The following is a 16498-nucleotide window of genomic DNA, read 5'->3' on the forward strand; positions in this document are numbered from 1 at the left end:
CTACAACAATTGGATATACGTATTAACTATATCCACATTATATGTCGTCTAAGATAATAAATCTTTTATGTTAGAAAAGGAACTATTGGCAACATGGGTGTAAATTTCCGTTGTCTTGGTTGAACTATGACCCAACAAGAGTTGAATGTGCCTAAGGTCAGTACCATTTTCTAAAAGGTGTGTTGCAAAACTATGTCTGAGCATATGTGGTGTAACTTTTTTACGTATGCCCGCTCTTTTCGATGCGGACTTAACAATATTCAATACACTAGATGCACTGTACTTGCCACCTTTCTGACCTTCAAATAGATAAGTTAGAGGTTTGTATTCTTTATAGTAAACCTTAAGGTTTTTCAGGAGCGTCGCGCTTAATACACTAATCCTATCCTTATTCCCCTTTGCATTTTTGACCATAACAACCATGCGTTTACTATCGATATCCGTAATTTTAAGATTCAAAAGTTCGCTGCGACGAAGCCCTGATGAATAAAGGAGCTCTAATATGCACCGGTGTTTTATATTATTGGTACAATTGATAATTTGTAAAACTTCATCTTTAGAAAGCACCTCTGGAAGTGACTTCGTTTTTCTTGGGCGTTCAATAGAGTAGAAGCGGTTGGGCATTCCCAGAACTACTTCATAATAGAATTTGATACTATTGATTGTCAGGTTTACGTGGGAATTGGAAAAGCCCCCTTGAATCAGTGATTGAAGATATGTTCTAATATCCATTTCATCGATTTCATTTAACGATCTATCTTTGAAGTGATTGATAAAAGATTCGAAACTGGACACATAGTTCTTTACGGTATTAGCGGAATATCTCTTTAGTTCCAGTTTTAGCAAATAGGACTCGGGACAATTTCTGTAGCCATCTACGGGTTCTCTTTGCCTATAGCTATCCAATTTTATAGCAGGATTATTTTCATTTATAACTTTTTCATTGAAGAAGTAGTTGCCGTTGATCCATGCAACTCCCCGAAAAGTCTTAAAAACGAGATCAAGATTTGCCTTAGTGTTTGTAAGGTAATACATCTGAAATTCATTGCTCCAAGATATTCCGGGTAGTTTCTCGACTAGAGCTTGTAATATTTTATCAGAAACAAACTGTATTCCAATACACTTTTGGTTATTGATAAAAAGATGCTTTAAGGTAATATTTTTGGAGAGCTGCATTGTTTTTGTTTTTCAAATTATGCAAATTAAAATTGTTAGGCGTATCTTATTCGAATATTTGTCGTATAATATCCGTTTAAAACGGATAATTATGAGATTACAGAAAAATTGTCTTCACTGCGATAAGAAATTAACCGGTAGGACAGATAAAAAATATTGTGACCCTCATTGCAAGAGTGCGTACCAATATAAGATAGAAAGGGAAAAACCAGAGCGTTTCTATAACAAAGTGGATAACCAGCTGAAATTGAACAGAAAAATACTCAAGCGCTATAATAAAGCAGGTAAGGCAACAATAAGAGCTAAGGTTTTAAAGGAGGATGGATTCGACCACAAGTTTTTCACGCATTACTGGAAGAATAAAAAAGGGGATGTGTATCTGTTTATTTATGAATATGGTTTTTTAAACATCGCGGATAACAATACCCAGAAATATGTTCTGATACAATGGCAGGATTATATGAAATGATTTTCGATGAGTCAATTTTTATCATTTGTAAATAATAGTCTCAGTTTCGATATCATACAAAGGATTACGACCTAAATGATCTAATGCCATATTTCTCACGGGAAAATACCGTTGTCCCTTGATAATCGATGAAAGTTTTCTTACGTCTTCCTTGGTTGCATTTCTTTTTGGTTCTGGAGTGAGGAGGTGCTTGGTTAGATCTACAGCGGCAGTTCCAATAGCTGCATTGCCTATTGCAGCAGTAGTTATTTTGGTTTTAGCCATGGGTTTAGAGGGTTCGGTTACCGGAACTTTAGCTTCGTCGATAATTGTCAGCTGATCATTTTTTTGCTTAAGTTGCCACTTTCTACTTCTGCAAGAATTACTGCAAAATCGTTGTACACCCCTTCTTTGAGGTTCGTATTCCGCACCACAATAATCACAAAAATCGGTATATTTCATAAATATGCGTAAATTAAACGTTTAATTTACGCTAAATTAAAAACTTTCATTTAATACCAAAATAAGTTTCTAGTAATATTTTTTCTGCTAATTGCTCGGTCACAATTGCTTTTTTTGTAGATTTTTGCGTTTGTAGCTTTTCCTTTGCGACACTAAAAGTTCCCTTTGGCACATTCAATTCAGGAACACGGATAGGATTTGGTTGTAAGATAAAATCGGATATTTTGCTTTTTGTAAAGCTTTTAGCTAAATCAGGAATAAAATCATCGACGATTCGTTGCATTTTAAAATTCTGGGTAGAAAGTAATTTTTTAGAATCATAAAACGTGGTAACCAATGCCTCTAGATGCTTTTTAAAATTAAAACATTGATTATTAAACAAAATCTTCAATTTTTCATCTTCTTCAAATGTGTTATGTAGATTACCATGCATCCATTTACTGTATTGGAGTAGCACTTCTACGAAAGTTATATATTTCTCTAATAAAAATTTAAATTCAGAATTGGATATTGCCTCTTGTTTTTCCACCATAATAAAGAGATTCTTTTCGTGATTTATGGCCATTACAGCTAAACCTTTTGAACTGGCCTTTTTGTCGTAATCTATTGGCCCTCTGTACTCATCGAACACAAAAACTCTATCAAATAATTTATTGTTTTTAAGTTCATTGAATTCATCGATAATCTCCTGTGCAATTTCTTTCTCTGGTATGTAAAATAGGAGTTCAGATACCAAATTAGGAATCAAACCAATATAAAGGTCGTAGAGTTTATTTTCGCTCATATTTTTCTTTTTAGCATATACGAAAAATCCTCAGGCAACTCGGCATCGATGTCCCTTAGGTACTTTTCAAGTGCGGTCATTGTGCCATGTCCAGTAATTTGCATTAATCTGCTCTTAGCTGCGTGAGGCGAGGATTCTTTAATTAGTTCTCTGTACAGTTTTGTAACGAAGGTATGTCTGAAACTGTAGAGTCCGTAATCCGTTCCAAGATTAAAATGATCCTTAACAACCCTCTTAAAGCGCTTTGAGAAATGATCTCGCCTACTGTTTTCACTTGCCTCCCATTTGTCTCCGATTTTATGAGGTGTAAATAAGAGTGTGTTAGGTTTAAGTTTTGACAGATCAGGGAGGTCTTCCAATAAAATCTGAGGAAGTATTTTGGTTTTCAGTTTACTGTTCTTCGCTTTGAATTGAACTGTTCTGTCTTTTACATTGATGTCCTTGACCCTGATCCTGCAGACCTCAATGGGTCTCATAAAAGCATAGGCATAAAATTTTATAAAAAGTAACAGGATGGGGTCTTTCTCTTTGAGGTATTTGAAAATATCGTTTTCTGTCTTACTTGAATAAGTCTTGTGGCGCTCTGGCTTAGCACTGAGTTTTTTTATATCCTTTACAAAGTTATCTTGAATAATCTCATTATCGACCAGAACTTGCAATACGCTGCTCAAATCCGTTCGATAGTTGTTTCTATTGCGAGGGGAGGAACGTACAAGAATATCGTTCAGATACTTTTGGAACAAGTTTTTACTAAGATCATCCAAAGTTATAATGTTTGGATGGTTACTTTCCAACCACTTTAAAAATGAACTGACCTTGTTTTCGTAATCTTTTAAGGTGCGTTCGCCGACCACTTTTTCTTTTAATTTTAGCCCAAATTGGAAAGCTTTTGAAATGGTCAATTGATCCTCAGCATATTTTTCTTCATTTTCTGAATTTGATATCTCCAGTGCCTTTTTTGAAGGTAAGTTTTCAGAATTGGAACTCTTTTTCTTTTTGTTCAGTTTCTCATAAAGGGCTGAATTATCCTCAAAAGGATTGTAGCCCAATTTTAGAAGTTTAAGTAACGATTTTCTGTAAATGGTCAAAACTTCCAAGCGTTCCTCCTTGGTTTTGTATTTATTTGCCGTACCGTAAAAAGGGGTGAGGCGTTTTAATTTTCCGGATTCTGGATGTCTAAATGAAAAATAGACATACCAACGCTTGCTCAAATTCCCTTTGGCAGTGTAGATTTTAGGTTTGGAAAAAAGCTTTTGTTCAGACAAATCGTATGCACTATCGTATTCACTTTCGTATGCAAATGTAAGTAATTGTTTAAGAGAAAACATAAAAAAACGGTTTAGAGAAAATCTAAACCGCTTAGGTTCTGCATTTTAAGTTTTGTAGCGAGAACGAGAATTGAACTCGTGACCTCCGGGTTATGAATCCGACGCTCTAACCGACTGAGCTACCTCGCCATAATTGCGGCTGCAAATATATAAACAAATTCTACGGGAGCAAACATAAGTTTCTAAAAAAATAATTTCAATCTAAAGTTTTAAACTAAGCTATATTTGTATATATTGAGCAGATAAACCAATCATTTATGGACGACAAAGAAAAATTTGAAATGGAGTTTGTTATACAGGCATCTCCATCACTTATATATACATACATTTCTACACCCTCTGGCATGTCAGAATGGTTTGCAGACAATGTAAATTCGCGAGGTGAATTATTCACTTTTATTTGGGATGGCTCTGAAGAACAAGCAAAATTACTAAGCAAAAAGAGTGGTGAACGAGTTAAATTTAGATGGTTAGTGGATGATGAAGATGGATCTAACTATTATTTTGAAATCCGTATTCAAGTAGATGAAATTACGAAAGATGTATCTCTAATGATTACTGATTATGCAGAAGAGGATGAAATTGATGAAGCAAAAATGCTTTGGGACAATCAAATTTCTAGTCTGAAGCAAGTTCTCGGTTCGAGATAAATCGACTGACTTCGCACTAAAATAAATCTACAATTATATATTTGTCTCGATTTAATTAAAAATTAATAAATCGAGACTTTTTTATGATAAATATCAACGGAACATTATTGACCATAGAATCGGCAAATACTTCTATTGAAAATAGAGGTTATAAATATGGTGACGCTTTATTCGAAACACTAAAAGTTGTTAATGGTGCAATTTTCTTTTGGGAAGATCATTATTTTAGATTAATGTCTTCAATGCGTATTATGCGTATGGATATTCCGATGGATTTTACGATGGAATATCTCGAAAATGAGATCTTAAAAACACTTGAAGCAAATGATTTATTAGAAACTTCTGCACGGGTTCGATTAAATGTAGATAGAGGGGAAGGTGGCAAATATTTACCTTCTGAAGAAGCTAAGGTTCACTTTAGTATAAACGTTGAGTCGCATGCCAATCCGTTCTACAATATAGACAAAACCTCCAATTATGTTGTAGATTTATACAAGGATTATTTTATGGCACCGGGTTTGTTGTCAGGATTAAAATCTAACAACAAAGCCTTACAGGTAATGGGAAGTATTTACGCTAAAGAAAATGATTTAGACAATTGTCTAGTCTTAAATACCAATAAAAGTGTGATTGAAGCATTGAACGGAAACCTATTTTTAGTGAAAGGTGATAAAATTAAAACTCCACCGCTAGAAGATGGTTGCTTAAAAGGGGTAATGCGAAAACAAGTATTAGAAGTTTTGTCAAAGGACGTTAATTTGCAAATTGAAGAAGCATCTATAAGTCCTTTTGAGCTTCAAAAAGCAGATGAATTATTTATTACTAATGTGATTAAGGGTATCATGCCAATTACCCAATACCGCAAAAAGAATTATAGTATAGAAATTGCTCAGGAAATTTTAAAAAAATTGAATGCGAAATTGAGATTATCTCAATTATAGCTAGGATTTTCAGGCGCGTTAGACCAAATGCTGTAATCACCACCGAGCTCTAGCATTTTTTCGCGCCAAAAACTAACACAACTCTTTGATATGATATCGTTGTTGTAAATATTCTTTGAAACGAGCCAGGCGTTAGATTGTAGTTCGTTATCTAATTGCTGTTCATCCCATCCTGAATATCCTAAAAAGAAACGTATTTGATCTTCGGACAAAAGCTCTTTATTTATTAAGTCTAAGACGACATTAAAATCGCCTCCCCAAAAAATACCGTTAGAAATTTCGATACTATTAGGAATAAGATCTGGAGATTTATGGATAAAATAAAGATTATCTTGTTCTACAGGTCCACCATTATAGATTTTGAAATTAGATTGAGTGCCGTCAACGACATCCTTAAGATTAAAATTCAGTGGTTTATTCAAAATAAAACCAACAGAGCCCAATGCATTATGGTCAGCAAGCAAAATTACCGACCTATTAAACGACATATCACCGATTATAGATGGTTCTGCAATGAGAAGTGCTCCTTTTTCAGGTTTTTTCATTGGTTGGTTGACTTAATTGTGAAACTAAATCTATTCTATTTTTCTCACATTACCAACTTAAATGCCTTAAAATTAGGACAAAAAAAGTCTGCTCATTGAGCAGACTTAATATCTAAACAAAAAAAATGTTCTAGTTTACAGCACTACTTAAGTCAGAACCTGCCTTAAATTTCACTACATTTTTTGCTTTAATCTTAATAGTTTTTCCAGTCTGTGGGTTTCTTCCGTCTCTCGCAGCTCTTCTAGAAACTGACCAAGAACCAAAACCTACTAAAGATACTCTGTTACCTTTTTGTAAAGCTCCTTCGATATCTACTAACATTGAGTCTAATGCTTTTTTTGCAGCTGCTTTTGTGATTCCAGCATTCTCTGCCATTCCATTGATTAAATCTGTTTTGTTCATAAAAATTGAATTTAAATTGTTAAAATTTTGGTTTTTAAGTTATGTAGTTAAAAATCCGTACACAAAAATATTAGTAATATTGAGCTACACAAGTAATAGCAAGGGAAATACGGCTTTTTGTTGATAACTTATAGCATTTGTTAATAAAGGATTGTATTTTATCGGATTTTTTATAAAACCAATAAACATAAGGGTTTACAGCAGTTTTGCCAATTTAGAAAATTCATAACCGTTTAAAAGTGATTTTGCAGTCATTTTTCGCTTTCCCGGAAGCTGAATTTCATTTATTATTATATAGCCTCCTTCGCAAGCTGCTTTCAATTCATCTTTAGAAGAAATTAATGTTCCGAAGTCATAATTATGCTGGTCTGTTTCTTTCTTTACATCAAAAATCTTCACTGTAAGTTTTTCCTCATTTCCATCTTGGAGATAGCACCAAGCTGCAGGAAAGGGATTAAGACCACGAATTTTGTTATATATTGTATCCATGGACTGTGTCCAATCTATTTTGCTATTATCGCGATTAAGTTTATAAGCGGTTTTAAGGTCTTCTGATTTTGGTTGAATTTTAGTTGAAACTTTATTCTCTTCAATTTGTTTCACGGTTTTAATAACAAGTTCACTGCCTAATTTCATTAGTGTGTCGTGTAATTCTCCAACGGTAGTATTAGCGTGAATAGGTGTGGCTTCGCTAAGTATAATAGCTCCTGTGTCAATTTTTTCGTCTATAAAAAATGTGGTGACGCCAGTTTGGGTTTCTCCATTGATTATAGCCCAATGGATGGGAGCTGCACCTCTATAATGTGGTAATAGAGAGGCGTGAAGATTAAATGTGCCATATTTTGGCATTTGCCAAACTACCTGAGGCAACATTCTAAAAGCGACTACAATCTGTAGGTTAGCATTTAGATTTTTCAATTCTTCTATAAAGCTCGTGTCTTTCAAATTTGTAGGTTGCATAATTTTTAAACCGGCTTTTAAAGCAAATTCCTTCACTGCAGAAGCTCGCAATTTACGGCCACGACCTGCAGGTCTATCCGGAGCCGTAATAACTCCTACGACATTATAACCATTATCTATTAAGTTTTTTAAGGTGGCTACTGCAAAATCTGGAGTGCCCATAAAAACAATACGTAAATCGCGTTTTGTTGTCATATAAGTATATAGGTGTTGGAGGTTGTAACTTTAAGCTTGTTCAATTCTATTAATTCGGTCAGTCCGTTTAAAAGTTCTTTTTCGGTACAATTTATTTGATTTAATAGCTGTCGCGAAGATAAGGCTTCTTTTTTGAGGGCATTTGTGATGTCATTAAGAATGTTGGTTTGGTTCTGCTCACTCGTTTTGGTCTTTTGTTGAAGACATACAGAGCACTTGCCACATCTTTTTTTCTGCTTCTCACCAAAATAGGATAGTAATTGTATGTTTTTACAAATTTTCTCATTTTTCACATAGCCCATAACCGCCTCAATTTGGTTATGCTTAAGTGTATGCTGTTGTCTAATATTTTTTGCAAGAGGGTTAATAGTGATATCATCTTCTCGCGGTTTTAGAAAAGTGATTTCAGAATCTGTATTTGCTATTTCCAGACTTATAATACCGTCTTTTTCTAATTGATTTAATTGTTCAATGATCCTCTTTTCAGAAAGATTGGATTTGTGTGCCACCAAGTTTAGATTCACTTTGGTTACATAATCAAAAATCCCTCCATAAGTTCTTAGAAATATTTTTACCAACAGGTTGAATTCTAGATTGTTCTCGAGATATTGAAACAAAGTATTATTAGTGACTAAAAATTGAATCTTTGTCCTAAAATTAAATTGCTGTTCTAATGCAATTACAGCATTTCTGTCAAGAGCAACCAAAACATTATAAGTAATACTTGCGTTTAGTTTGTAAGTGTTGCAAAACGTCCTAAAATCTAACTGATGTAAGGTGTTTTCACCTTCACCATATGGTATCTGAAAATAATTACAGAGCTTATTGTACACCTTTTTTACATAATCAATAGAGGGTAAAGCACCCAAAAACTGACTTTTTAGGCGGTCTTCATCTATATGCTGCTTAAGGATAAAAGCATAGGCGTCTTCTCCATTTCGGCCAGCACGTCCCGCTTCTTGGTAGTAGCTTTCTAAACTTTCGGGTAAATTGAAATGAATGACCGTCTTAACATCTGCTTTGTCAATTCCCATCCCAAAAGCCGTCGTCGCAACCATGATTTGTTTTTGGTTATTGGTCCATTGATTAAAACGTTCTTGTTTTTCTTTGTTGGTGATTCCTCCGTGATAAAATGTGGATGAAAAACCTTTTGCGTTTAAATAGGTGTGAATGTCTTTTGTAGCTTGTCTATTTCTAACATAAATAATTGATGAGCCTTTATGTGTATTTAAAATGTGCTCTAACTGAAAGTGCTTATCATCTGAATGAATTACGTGATAGGCTATATTTGGTCGTTCAAAAGAGGCCCTAAAAATTTTAGGAGAAACAAAATCGAGATTTTTTATGATGTCATCTACAATATCGAGTTTTGCTGTAGCCGTTAAGGCAATACAATTAACTTGCGGATGCATTTGTCGTAAAACTGAAATATGGTTGTAGGCAGGTCTAAAATCGTTTCCCCATTGACTAATACAATGTGCTTCATCTACAGCTATAAGATTGATTTTCATCTGCTGAAGACGTTCCTTTACCAACTGTTGTTGTAAGCGCTCTGGTGATAAGTACAAAAATTTGTAATTACCATAAATGCAATTGTCTAATTGAGTGTCAAGTTCTGAATATGATATGCCTGAAGTTAGCGCAATAGCTTTTATACCTTTAGATTTTAATGTATTTACTTGATCTCTCATCAAGGCTATTAATGGAGAAATAACAATGCAAATTCCTTCTTGTAGCAATGCAGGTATTTGAAAGCAAATCGATTTTCCACCTCCTGTTGGTAATAAGGCAAACGTATCCTCTCCGTTTAAAACCGAAGTGATTATCTCTTCTTGCAATGGCCTAAAGGAAGTGTGGTTCCAATAGCGTTCTAAAACTTCAATAGGATGCATTACTGTAAATTTAAGGCATCAAGTACAAAATCGGTACGTTTTTTAATGGATTCAAATGGGACATCAATCAAATTGTAGCCAAATCGGTGGTACGTTTTGAGTAAGTGTTCATGAATAATTGTAGCTTGTTCAAAGTTTTCGTAACGTTGATCATCGCTCGTAAATATAGTCTCCCAAGGTGCTAAAACAAAAACCATATCATAGCGACTAGATTTGGATGCATCGATAAACTTTTGAGGATAGTCATCACCGATATAATCCATATAAGCCAAAATATCAGGAATCCCACGATCTAAGAAAATAACGTCAGATGTTTCTTTTGAAGCATTTTTAAATTGAGTGGATCGACCTTCTAAAAGTTTTTCGCTAAATAGCAACGGTTCAGTTAAAAAGAGTTGTTCAATCCCTTGTTCTCGGGCCTCTAAAGTAATTTGTCTTGAAATTTCTTCGTAACAGAGGTGACCACGACTTATCAATTCATTTATAATAGAAGATTTCCCAGTACCTGGACCACCTGTAATAACAACTTTTTTTGGCTTCAAATTGGCAATGTTTTTGCTGTAAATTTCGTGATTAATATTGATACCTAAAAATATAAAGATAATGTATCTTTGCTACTGAAAAAATTGACTATGGACAGTTCTAAAAAAACAGATGAGTTTTACGAAAAGCTCAAAGCACAATTGTATGACACAGCCCTTTGGCCAACTGAATATTTGTATAAGTTTATTGTAGTTTCAGAAGGCAGCGGAGTGGGTGATATTGAAGGATTATTTAACGGTCTTGGAGCTGTAATTACGACAAACGCATCTAAAAACGGAAAATACACAAGTGTTTCTATTAACGTAAGAATGAAAAATCCCGAAGCGGTGATTGAAAAATATAAGGAAGTAGCCGAAAAAGTAGAAGGTGTAATTTCCCTTTAAAAATTCTTTTAAGCTTCGTAATTTTTTGTACTTTGCAACAAAACCGAAATACTTCAGGTTTTAAAATTATTTACTACACATTTTACAATTTTGATTGACGATTTAGAATACAACACAGAACGCGAGCATTTAATCATACCAGAATATGGACGCCATATGCAAAAGATGATTAATTATGCCAAATCACGCGAAACAAAAGAAGAAAGAAATAAAGTTGCCAAATCTATAATTGCCGTAATGGGCAATATACAGCCACATCTTAGAGATGTGCCAGATTTTCAGCATAAATTATGGGATCAGTTATTTATTATGGCTGATTTTGAAATTGATGTGGACGCACCCTTTGGACAACCTTCAAAAGAAGAAATACAGGCAAGACCAGAACCCTTAAAATATCCACAAAATCATCCGAAATACCGCTTCTACGGTAATAATATAAAAACGATGATTGACGTGGCAGTAAGTTGGGACGAGGGAGAATTAAAAGAAGCTTTGATTTTTACCATTGCCAACCACATGAAAAAGTGCTTTTTGAACTGGAATAAGGATACGGTCGAAGATGATGTTATTTTTGATCATTTGTATGAATTATCTGGTGGAAAAATTAACCTTAAAAATAAGGATGAAGACTTAAGTGATGCTTCAAGCTTAATGCGTACAAAATCCAAGTATGGTAATAGCAAAAGCAGTTCCAGCAAAAAGAACAATTCTAACAAGAAGAAATATTCCAATAACAGAAAGCGTTACTAAAAGCGGATGGGAACATTTAAAATTGAAGGAGGCCACCAATTAAAAGGAAAAATTCAGCCTCAGGGAGCAAAAAACGAAGCCTTACAAATTTTATGCGCAGTATTACTTACCGCAGAAAAAGTCACCATAAATAATATACCAGATATCATTGATGTCAATAAACTAATAGCTTTGTTGAAAAAGCTAGGTGTTAAGATTGAAAAACTTGATAAGGGTACTTATACGTTTCAAGCAGATGATTTAAATTTAGATTATCTCAAATCAGCCGAATTTAAGGAAGATGGTAAAGGTCTAAGAGGATCTATTATGATTGTTGGTCCATTACTTGCGCGTTTCGGAGCAGGTTATATTCCAAAACCAGGTGGTGATAAAATTGGTCGTCGTCGTTTAGATACGCATTTTGAAGGCTTTATTAATTTAGGTGCTAAATTTAGATATAATAAGGAGGAATTATTTTATGGTGTTGAGGCAGATAAACTAAAAGGCACTTACATGCTTTTGGACGAAGCTTCAGTTACAGGTACAGCTAATATTGTTATGGCTGCAGTATTGGCAGAAGGAACTACGACAATATACAATGCAGCATGCGAACCATACTTACAGCAATTGTGTAAAATGCTGAACCGTATGGGTGCAAAAATATCTGGTGTTGGTTCCAATCTATTAAAAATAGAAGGTGTTGATTCTCTTGGTGGAACTGAGCACAGAATGTTACCAGATATGATCGAAATTGGAAGTTGGATTGGTCTAGCTGCCATGACCAAAAGTGAATTGACTATAACCAATGTAAGTTGGGATGATTTGGGCCAGATACCAAACGTATTTAGAAAAATAGGCATCACAGTAGAGCGTCAAGGAGATGATATTTACATTCCTGCACATTTAGATGGTTATGAGGTTCAAAATTTTATAGACGGCTCTATCCTAACTATTTCTGACGCGCCTTGGCCAGGTTTTACGCCGGATTTATTGAGCATTATTCTTACGGTTTTAACTCAGGCAAGAGGTAGTGCTATTGTACATCAAAAAATGTTTGAAAGCCGATTGTTCTTTGTAGATAAATTAATTGATATGGGTGCGAAGATAATTCTTTGCGATCCGCACAGGGCAACAGTTATTGGGCACGATTTTAAATCGACATTAAAAGCTACCACCATGACTTCACCAGATATCAGAGCTGGAGTATCTTTGTTAATCGCAGCTCTTTCTGCAAAAGGAACTTCGACAATTCACAATATCGAACAAATTGATAGAGGTTACGAAAATATTGCTGAGCGTTTAAGAGCCATTGGTGCTAAGATTGAGCGTTTGGAAGGAAACTAGTGCTAAAAAAATAAGCTTATAATGAAAAAAGTGTAAAATTAGTTTTGAGAAAAATTGATTTTACACTTTTTAATTTAATACTGACTTGAGTTTATTCCATTGAATACAAAAACTGCTCACTAACTATCTTCCCGTCGTTAACTTCAAAAACAGCAAGCTCTTCCATTTGCTGTCTACCTCTATCCTTAAAGGTCACGTCAAAATCCATTTTAGAAGTAAAATGGTTGCCTGCAACTACTGGTTCGCTTATTGAGCTACTGTGAAACTCTTCAACATTATCTAGCCATTCTTTGTTCTTATTCCAAACTTCTTGTTTGCCTGAAATTTTTTCACCTGGCATTCCAGGCATTTCTTTGCTTACTATATTATCTGCATAAAGTTCATTAATGCACTCGAGGTTTTTACCTTCATTGCACATATTTTGCCATTTTTTGGCGACATCCCATGTTTTCATATTGTTTTGATTTTAAGATTGGTAAAATAAAGTTACTTAAAACAATATCATCTTATCTTAATTAATTGTTAGGATTTTGATGCAAAGAAAAAAGCCCCAAGACTAAAAGGGCTTTTTTGATTTAAAGAAAACGGTTATTTGGTTAAGAAACTTTTTTGTTTCTTAATTAATAACGGAAGACTTTTTATTTTTATTGTTTAAAGACCTAAAAAACAGGGTTGTGATGTCTTAAAAATTAATTTAGAGTAGATATAAAAGTGCCGAGACAACGATTGTGGGTTGTTTTACTTATATTTTATTTGTAACCTAAACTTAGCCACACAAACAATATATCATCACGATTAATAGATAATATTAATAGCCATTCTTCCTATGACAACAGATATTTATAAGTTTGTAGTTTAGCGTCCTAAATGGGTAAATATTGACAAAACGGAGATTATAAAAAAAGTTTATAAATTAGATGAATAATATTTACCTCAGTCCAAAAGGCAGAACATTTAGCAACTGCGGAAAATTGTAAATTACTAATGAAGCAAGTAACGGTACAGCTGCATCTAATGAAGTTGTTATTAAATAATTATGAACGAAAACAATAGCGAAATTTCTAAAAGCAAGTGGCCTCTATATATCTCTATATTCATAATTGCTGGTATTTTTGCTTCCTATTATCTCATTCCCAATGTTCAGCAATTTTTAGATAACGCTTGGGATGTTCTAAGCAGCGACGATGAGCAAAAAATAAAAAATTGGGTTGATGGTTTTGGTTGGTTTGGGCCTGTAGTATTAGTATTGGCAATGATTGCTCAAATGTTTTTGTTAATCATCCCAACAGTGCTTCTCATGGTAGTATCCATTTTAGCTTATGGACCAATTTGGGGAAGCCTAATAATAATAGCCGCTGTATATGCAGCTTCAAGTGTTGGATATATGATTGGACAATACTTCGGACAGACTTTTGTTCTCAAACTTATAGGGAAAAAAACTGAAAATAGAATTGAACGTTTTATTAAAAATTATGGGTTTTGGGCTGTGGTTGTTACACGTTTAAATCCGTTTTTATCGAATGATGCCATTAGTTTTGTTGGTGGAATCTTAAAAATGGGTTATTGGAGATTCATTGGTGCCACACTTATAGGTATTTTGCCGCTTACCATTTTCATCGCATTTGCAGGCGAAAGTACAGAAAACTTAAAAACCGGATTGCTCTATGGCTCGCTCGTTAGCTTACTTATTTTTGGCATTTATGTGTATTGGGACAAGAAGAAAAAATAAATGTATTCTAACTTATATTTAAAACGTCAAAGTTCGAGTTATAAATACAGCATCGATATTTAATAGATTAATTTTTGGATTAATTCAATGCGGATTTATACGTTTTTAAACAGCGTTCTCTTGCTTCTTTATGATCTACCATTTTTTCAGGATAATCTTCTGTTTCATATTCCTCGACCCATTTTTTAATGTACTTTTTATCTTTATCGAACTTATCAATTTGGGTGGTTGGATTAAATATTCTAAAATATGGTGCAGCATCAACTCCAGAACCAGCGACCCATTGCCAATTACCAACGTTACTTGCCATTTCATAATCGTGTAATTTTTCGGCAAAATAGGCTTCGCCCCAGCGCCAGTCTATCAATAAATGTTTGCACAGAAAACTGCCAACCAACATACGTACACGGTTGTGCATAAAACCACTTTCATTTAGTTGTCGCATTCCTGCATCAACAAGAGGGTAGCCCGTTTTTCCGTTTTTCCATTTTTCGAATTCATCTTCATTGTTTCTCCATTCAATTCTGTCATATTTGGATTTGAAGGATTCATCTTTTGTTTTTGGATTGTGCCATAGAACTTGCATAAAAAATTCTCTCCAGATTAATTCCTGCCAAAAGATTTCATTCTTTTCGGCAATGGCCTTTTTTATCATTTTTCTAATGCTTACAGTACCGAAACGTAAATGAGGCCCAAGTCTTGAGGTAGCTTCCTTAGCCGGAAAATTTCTTTTGTCTTCATATTCCTGGATTAGGGTTGGTGTCACTTCGTAATCTTTAATCTCTTGTGATGATTTTTTAAATCCAATATCTGAAAGACTTAGATTTGGCAGCCGTGTGTTTTCAACTAAGTTCTCGAGATAATCGTTGGTATAGTATATTTTTAAATCGAATTCCTTGAATTTTTCTTTCCAAGTTTTCATATATGGTGTGTAAACTACGTATGGATCACCGTCTTGTTTAACCACTTCGCTTTTTTCGAAAATGACTTGGTCTTTATACGTTTTGAATTCAATATCGTTATTCTCCAGAAACTCTTTTATTTCTTTGTCGCGTTCTCTGGCATAAGGCTCATAATCATGGTTGGTGAAAACTGTATCAATATCGTGATCTTTAACTAAATTTTTATAAATATCAATTGGTTTACCGTGATACATGGCTATGCTACTGTCTTGCTCATCCTGTAGTGTTTGTCGCATCTTTTGAAGCGTGTTAAATATAAACGTAACACGTGCGTCGTCTTCAGGCAATTCATCTAAAATTTCAGAATCAAAAATAAAAATTGGTAAAACTGGATGTTCTCCCTTAAGAGCTTCGTAAAAACCTACATTATCGTCTAATCTAAGATCTCTTCTGAACCAGAATACATTTATTTTTTTGCTCATATTTTTATTTAATTATGATGTCAATTCGAGAGGTTTCAAAAATTGTGAAACTTGAATTAGCATCGAGAATTATTGAAAACTTCTCGATAGAATTTTTATCGTACCTTAAAAAACCACACGAAATGACAAGTATTAGTCATTAATATTTGCCAAATAGCGCTTCAAGCTTTTGAGTTCTGTAATTAAAAATTTCTTCCAGTTTTGGTTTTACTAAAAACGGATGTACGATTTGCCCAAGAAAACCCATAGGTAGTTTGTAGTCTATAATATCTTCCATTTCTACACCACCATCAATTGCTTTAATAAAATGTTTATGGTGCCAAAGCGAATACGGGCCAAATCGCTGCTCATCCACAAAATATTCGTTGTTTTTAACATGGGTTATTTCAGTGACCCATTTGGTTTTTATACCTAAAACCGGTGTCACTATATATTGAATGATCTGACCAGGGAACATTGGCCTATCTGCCCCTGAAAGGATATTAAAACCCATATAATCTGGCGTTATTTCTTTTAAATTCGACGGGCTTGATAGAAATTCCCATGCGCTTTCAACTGAAATAGGCAATTTTTGTTTTTTACGTAGTGTATATATTTTCATA

The 16498-nt window shown here is 34.1% G+C and carries 19 protein-coding genes and 1 tRNA gene; 7 read left to right on the forward strand and 13 right to left on the reverse strand.

Annotated features, from left to right (window positions below; genetic code table 11):
* Positions 1-48: 48 nt before the first annotated feature.
* Positions 49-1176: a site-specific tyrosine recombinase/integron integrase gene (xerA, locus tag HM983_RS14420; RefSeq protein ID WP_179346447.1), complete on the reverse strand. Its 1128-nt coding sequence runs from the start codon at positions 1174-1176 to the stop codon at positions 49-51.
* A gap of 91 nt (positions 1177-1267) precedes the next feature.
* On the opposite strand from xerA, the gene HM983_RS14425 reads away from it, so the two are divergent.
* On the forward strand, positions 1268-1645 hold the full coding sequence (locus HM983_RS14425) for a hypothetical protein (protein ID WP_179346448.1): 378 nt from the start codon (positions 1268-1270) through the stop codon (positions 1643-1645).
* A 21-nt stretch (positions 1646-1666) separates the two neighbouring features.
* Here the strand turns inward: HM983_RS14425 and HM983_RS14430 are convergent, their stop codons facing one another.
* From HM983_RS14430 to HM983_RS14445, 4 genes are all read right to left on the reverse strand, one after another.
* Positions 1667-2086 (reverse strand): hypothetical protein, encoded by a 420-nt coding sequence (locus tag HM983_RS14430; RefSeq protein WP_179346449.1) that lies wholly within the window; start codon positions 2084-2086, stop codon positions 1667-1669.
* A gap of 46 nt (positions 2087-2132) precedes the next feature.
* Positions 2133-2870 (reverse strand): hypothetical protein, encoded by a 738-nt coding sequence (locus HM983_RS14435; RefSeq protein WP_179346450.1) that lies wholly within the window; start codon positions 2868-2870, stop codon positions 2133-2135.
* The gene (locus HM983_RS14440; RefSeq protein ID WP_179346451.1) at positions 2867-4198 is read right to left on the reverse strand and encodes a tyrosine-type recombinase/integrase; all 1332 of its coding nucleotides are present in this window, start codon (positions 4196-4198) and stop codon (positions 2867-2869) included. The genes HM983_RS14435 and HM983_RS14440 overlap by 4 nt, the downstream gene beginning before the upstream one ends.
* Before the next feature lie 55 nt (positions 4199-4253).
* A tRNA-Met gene (locus HM983_RS14445) sits at positions 4254-4327 on the reverse strand.
* Positions 4328-4455: 128 nt separating this feature from the next.
* Between HM983_RS14445 and HM983_RS14450 the strand changes: the two genes are divergently transcribed.
* A complete protein-coding gene (locus tag HM983_RS14450) occupies positions 4456-4848 on the forward strand; it encodes an START-like domain-containing protein (protein ID WP_179346452.1) in 393 nt (130 codons plus the stop codon).
* An 83-nt stretch (positions 4849-4931) separates the two neighbouring features.
* Positions 4932-5789, forward strand: a complete 858-nt coding sequence (locus HM983_RS14455) for an aminotransferase class IV (RefSeq protein WP_179346453.1) — start codon at positions 4932-4934, stop codon at positions 5787-5789.
* Here the strand turns inward: HM983_RS14455 and HM983_RS14460 are convergent.
* The 5 genes from HM983_RS14460 to HM983_RS14480 form a co-directional block, all read right to left on the reverse strand.
* A complete protein-coding gene (locus HM983_RS14460) occupies positions 5780-6334 on the reverse strand; it encodes a YqgE/AlgH family protein (protein ID WP_179346454.1) in 555 nt (184 codons plus the stop codon). The two genes, HM983_RS14455 and HM983_RS14460, sit on opposite strands and share 10 nt — an antisense overlap.
* A gap of 130 nt (positions 6335-6464) precedes the next feature.
* Complete coding sequence (locus HM983_RS14465) at positions 6465-6737, reverse strand: HU family DNA-binding protein (RefSeq protein WP_179346455.1); 273 nt, start codon at positions 6735-6737, stop codon at positions 6465-6467.
* A gap of 195 nt (positions 6738-6932) precedes the next feature.
* Positions 6933-7892 carry a methionyl-tRNA formyltransferase gene (gene fmt / locus HM983_RS14470; RefSeq protein WP_179346456.1) on the reverse strand — a complete coding sequence of 320 codons (960 nt, stop codon included), beginning with the start codon at positions 7890-7892 and terminating at the stop codon, positions 6933-6935.
* Positions 7889-9784, reverse strand: coding sequence for a RecQ family ATP-dependent DNA helicase (locus tag HM983_RS14475; RefSeq protein ID WP_179346457.1), 1896 nt, complete (start codon positions 9782-9784; stop codon positions 7889-7891). Before HM983_RS14475 ends, fmt begins: the two co-directional genes overlap by 4 nt.
* Positions 9784-10326 carry an AAA family ATPase gene (locus HM983_RS14480; protein ID WP_179346458.1) on the reverse strand — a complete coding sequence of 181 codons (543 nt, stop codon included), beginning with the start codon at positions 10324-10326 and terminating at the stop codon, positions 9784-9786. The genes HM983_RS14475 and HM983_RS14480 overlap by 1 nt, the downstream gene beginning before the upstream one ends.
* Before the next feature lie 90 nt (positions 10327-10416).
* Between HM983_RS14480 and HM983_RS14485 the strand changes: the two genes are divergently transcribed.
* From HM983_RS14485 to murA, 3 genes are all read left to right on the forward strand, one after another.
* Positions 10417-10710, forward strand: a complete 294-nt coding sequence (locus tag HM983_RS14485) for a DUF493 family protein (protein WP_179346459.1) — start codon at positions 10417-10419, stop codon at positions 10708-10710.
* Between the two features lie 90 nt (positions 10711-10800).
* Complete coding sequence (locus HM983_RS14490) at positions 10801-11460, forward strand: DUF4290 domain-containing protein (RefSeq protein ID WP_179346460.1); 660 nt, start codon at positions 10801-10803, stop codon at positions 11458-11460.
* A gap of 6 nt (positions 11461-11466) precedes the next feature.
* The gene (gene murA, locus HM983_RS14495; RefSeq protein ID WP_179346461.1) at positions 11467-12783 is read left to right on the forward strand and encodes a UDP-N-acetylglucosamine 1-carboxyvinyltransferase; all 1317 of its coding nucleotides are present in this window, start codon (positions 11467-11469) and stop codon (positions 12781-12783) included.
* Positions 12784-12874: 91 nt separating this feature from the next.
* Here murA and HM983_RS14500 read toward each other — a convergent pair whose 3' ends face one another.
* Positions 12875-13237, reverse strand: a complete 363-nt coding sequence (locus HM983_RS14500) for a nuclear transport factor 2 family protein (protein ID WP_179346462.1) — start codon at positions 13235-13237, stop codon at positions 12875-12877.
* A gap of 582 nt (positions 13238-13819) precedes the next feature.
* Here HM983_RS14500 and HM983_RS14505 point away from each other — a divergent pair.
* Positions 13820-14512 (forward strand): TVP38/TMEM64 family protein, encoded by a 693-nt coding sequence (locus HM983_RS14505; protein ID WP_179346463.1) that lies wholly within the window; start codon positions 13820-13822, stop codon positions 14510-14512.
* 79 nt (positions 14513-14591) lie between these two features.
* Here the strand turns inward: HM983_RS14505 and HM983_RS14510 are convergent, their stop codons facing one another.
* The gene (locus tag HM983_RS14510; RefSeq protein ID WP_179346464.1) at positions 14592-15896 is read right to left on the reverse strand and encodes a cryptochrome/photolyase family protein; all 1305 of its coding nucleotides are present in this window, start codon (positions 15894-15896) and stop codon (positions 14592-14594) included.
* Between the two features lie 139 nt (positions 15897-16035).
* Positions 16036-16497 carry an SRPBCC family protein gene (locus HM983_RS14515; protein WP_179346465.1) on the reverse strand — a complete coding sequence of 154 codons (462 nt, stop codon included), beginning with the start codon at positions 16495-16497 and terminating at the stop codon, positions 16036-16038.
* Position 16498 lies beyond the last annotated feature (1 nt).

The sequence above is a fragment of the Winogradskyella ursingii genome (assembly GCF_013403975.1).
In the GTDB taxonomy this organism is placed as follows: domain Bacteria; phylum Bacteroidota; class Bacteroidia; order Flavobacteriales; family Flavobacteriaceae; genus Winogradskyella; species Winogradskyella ursingii.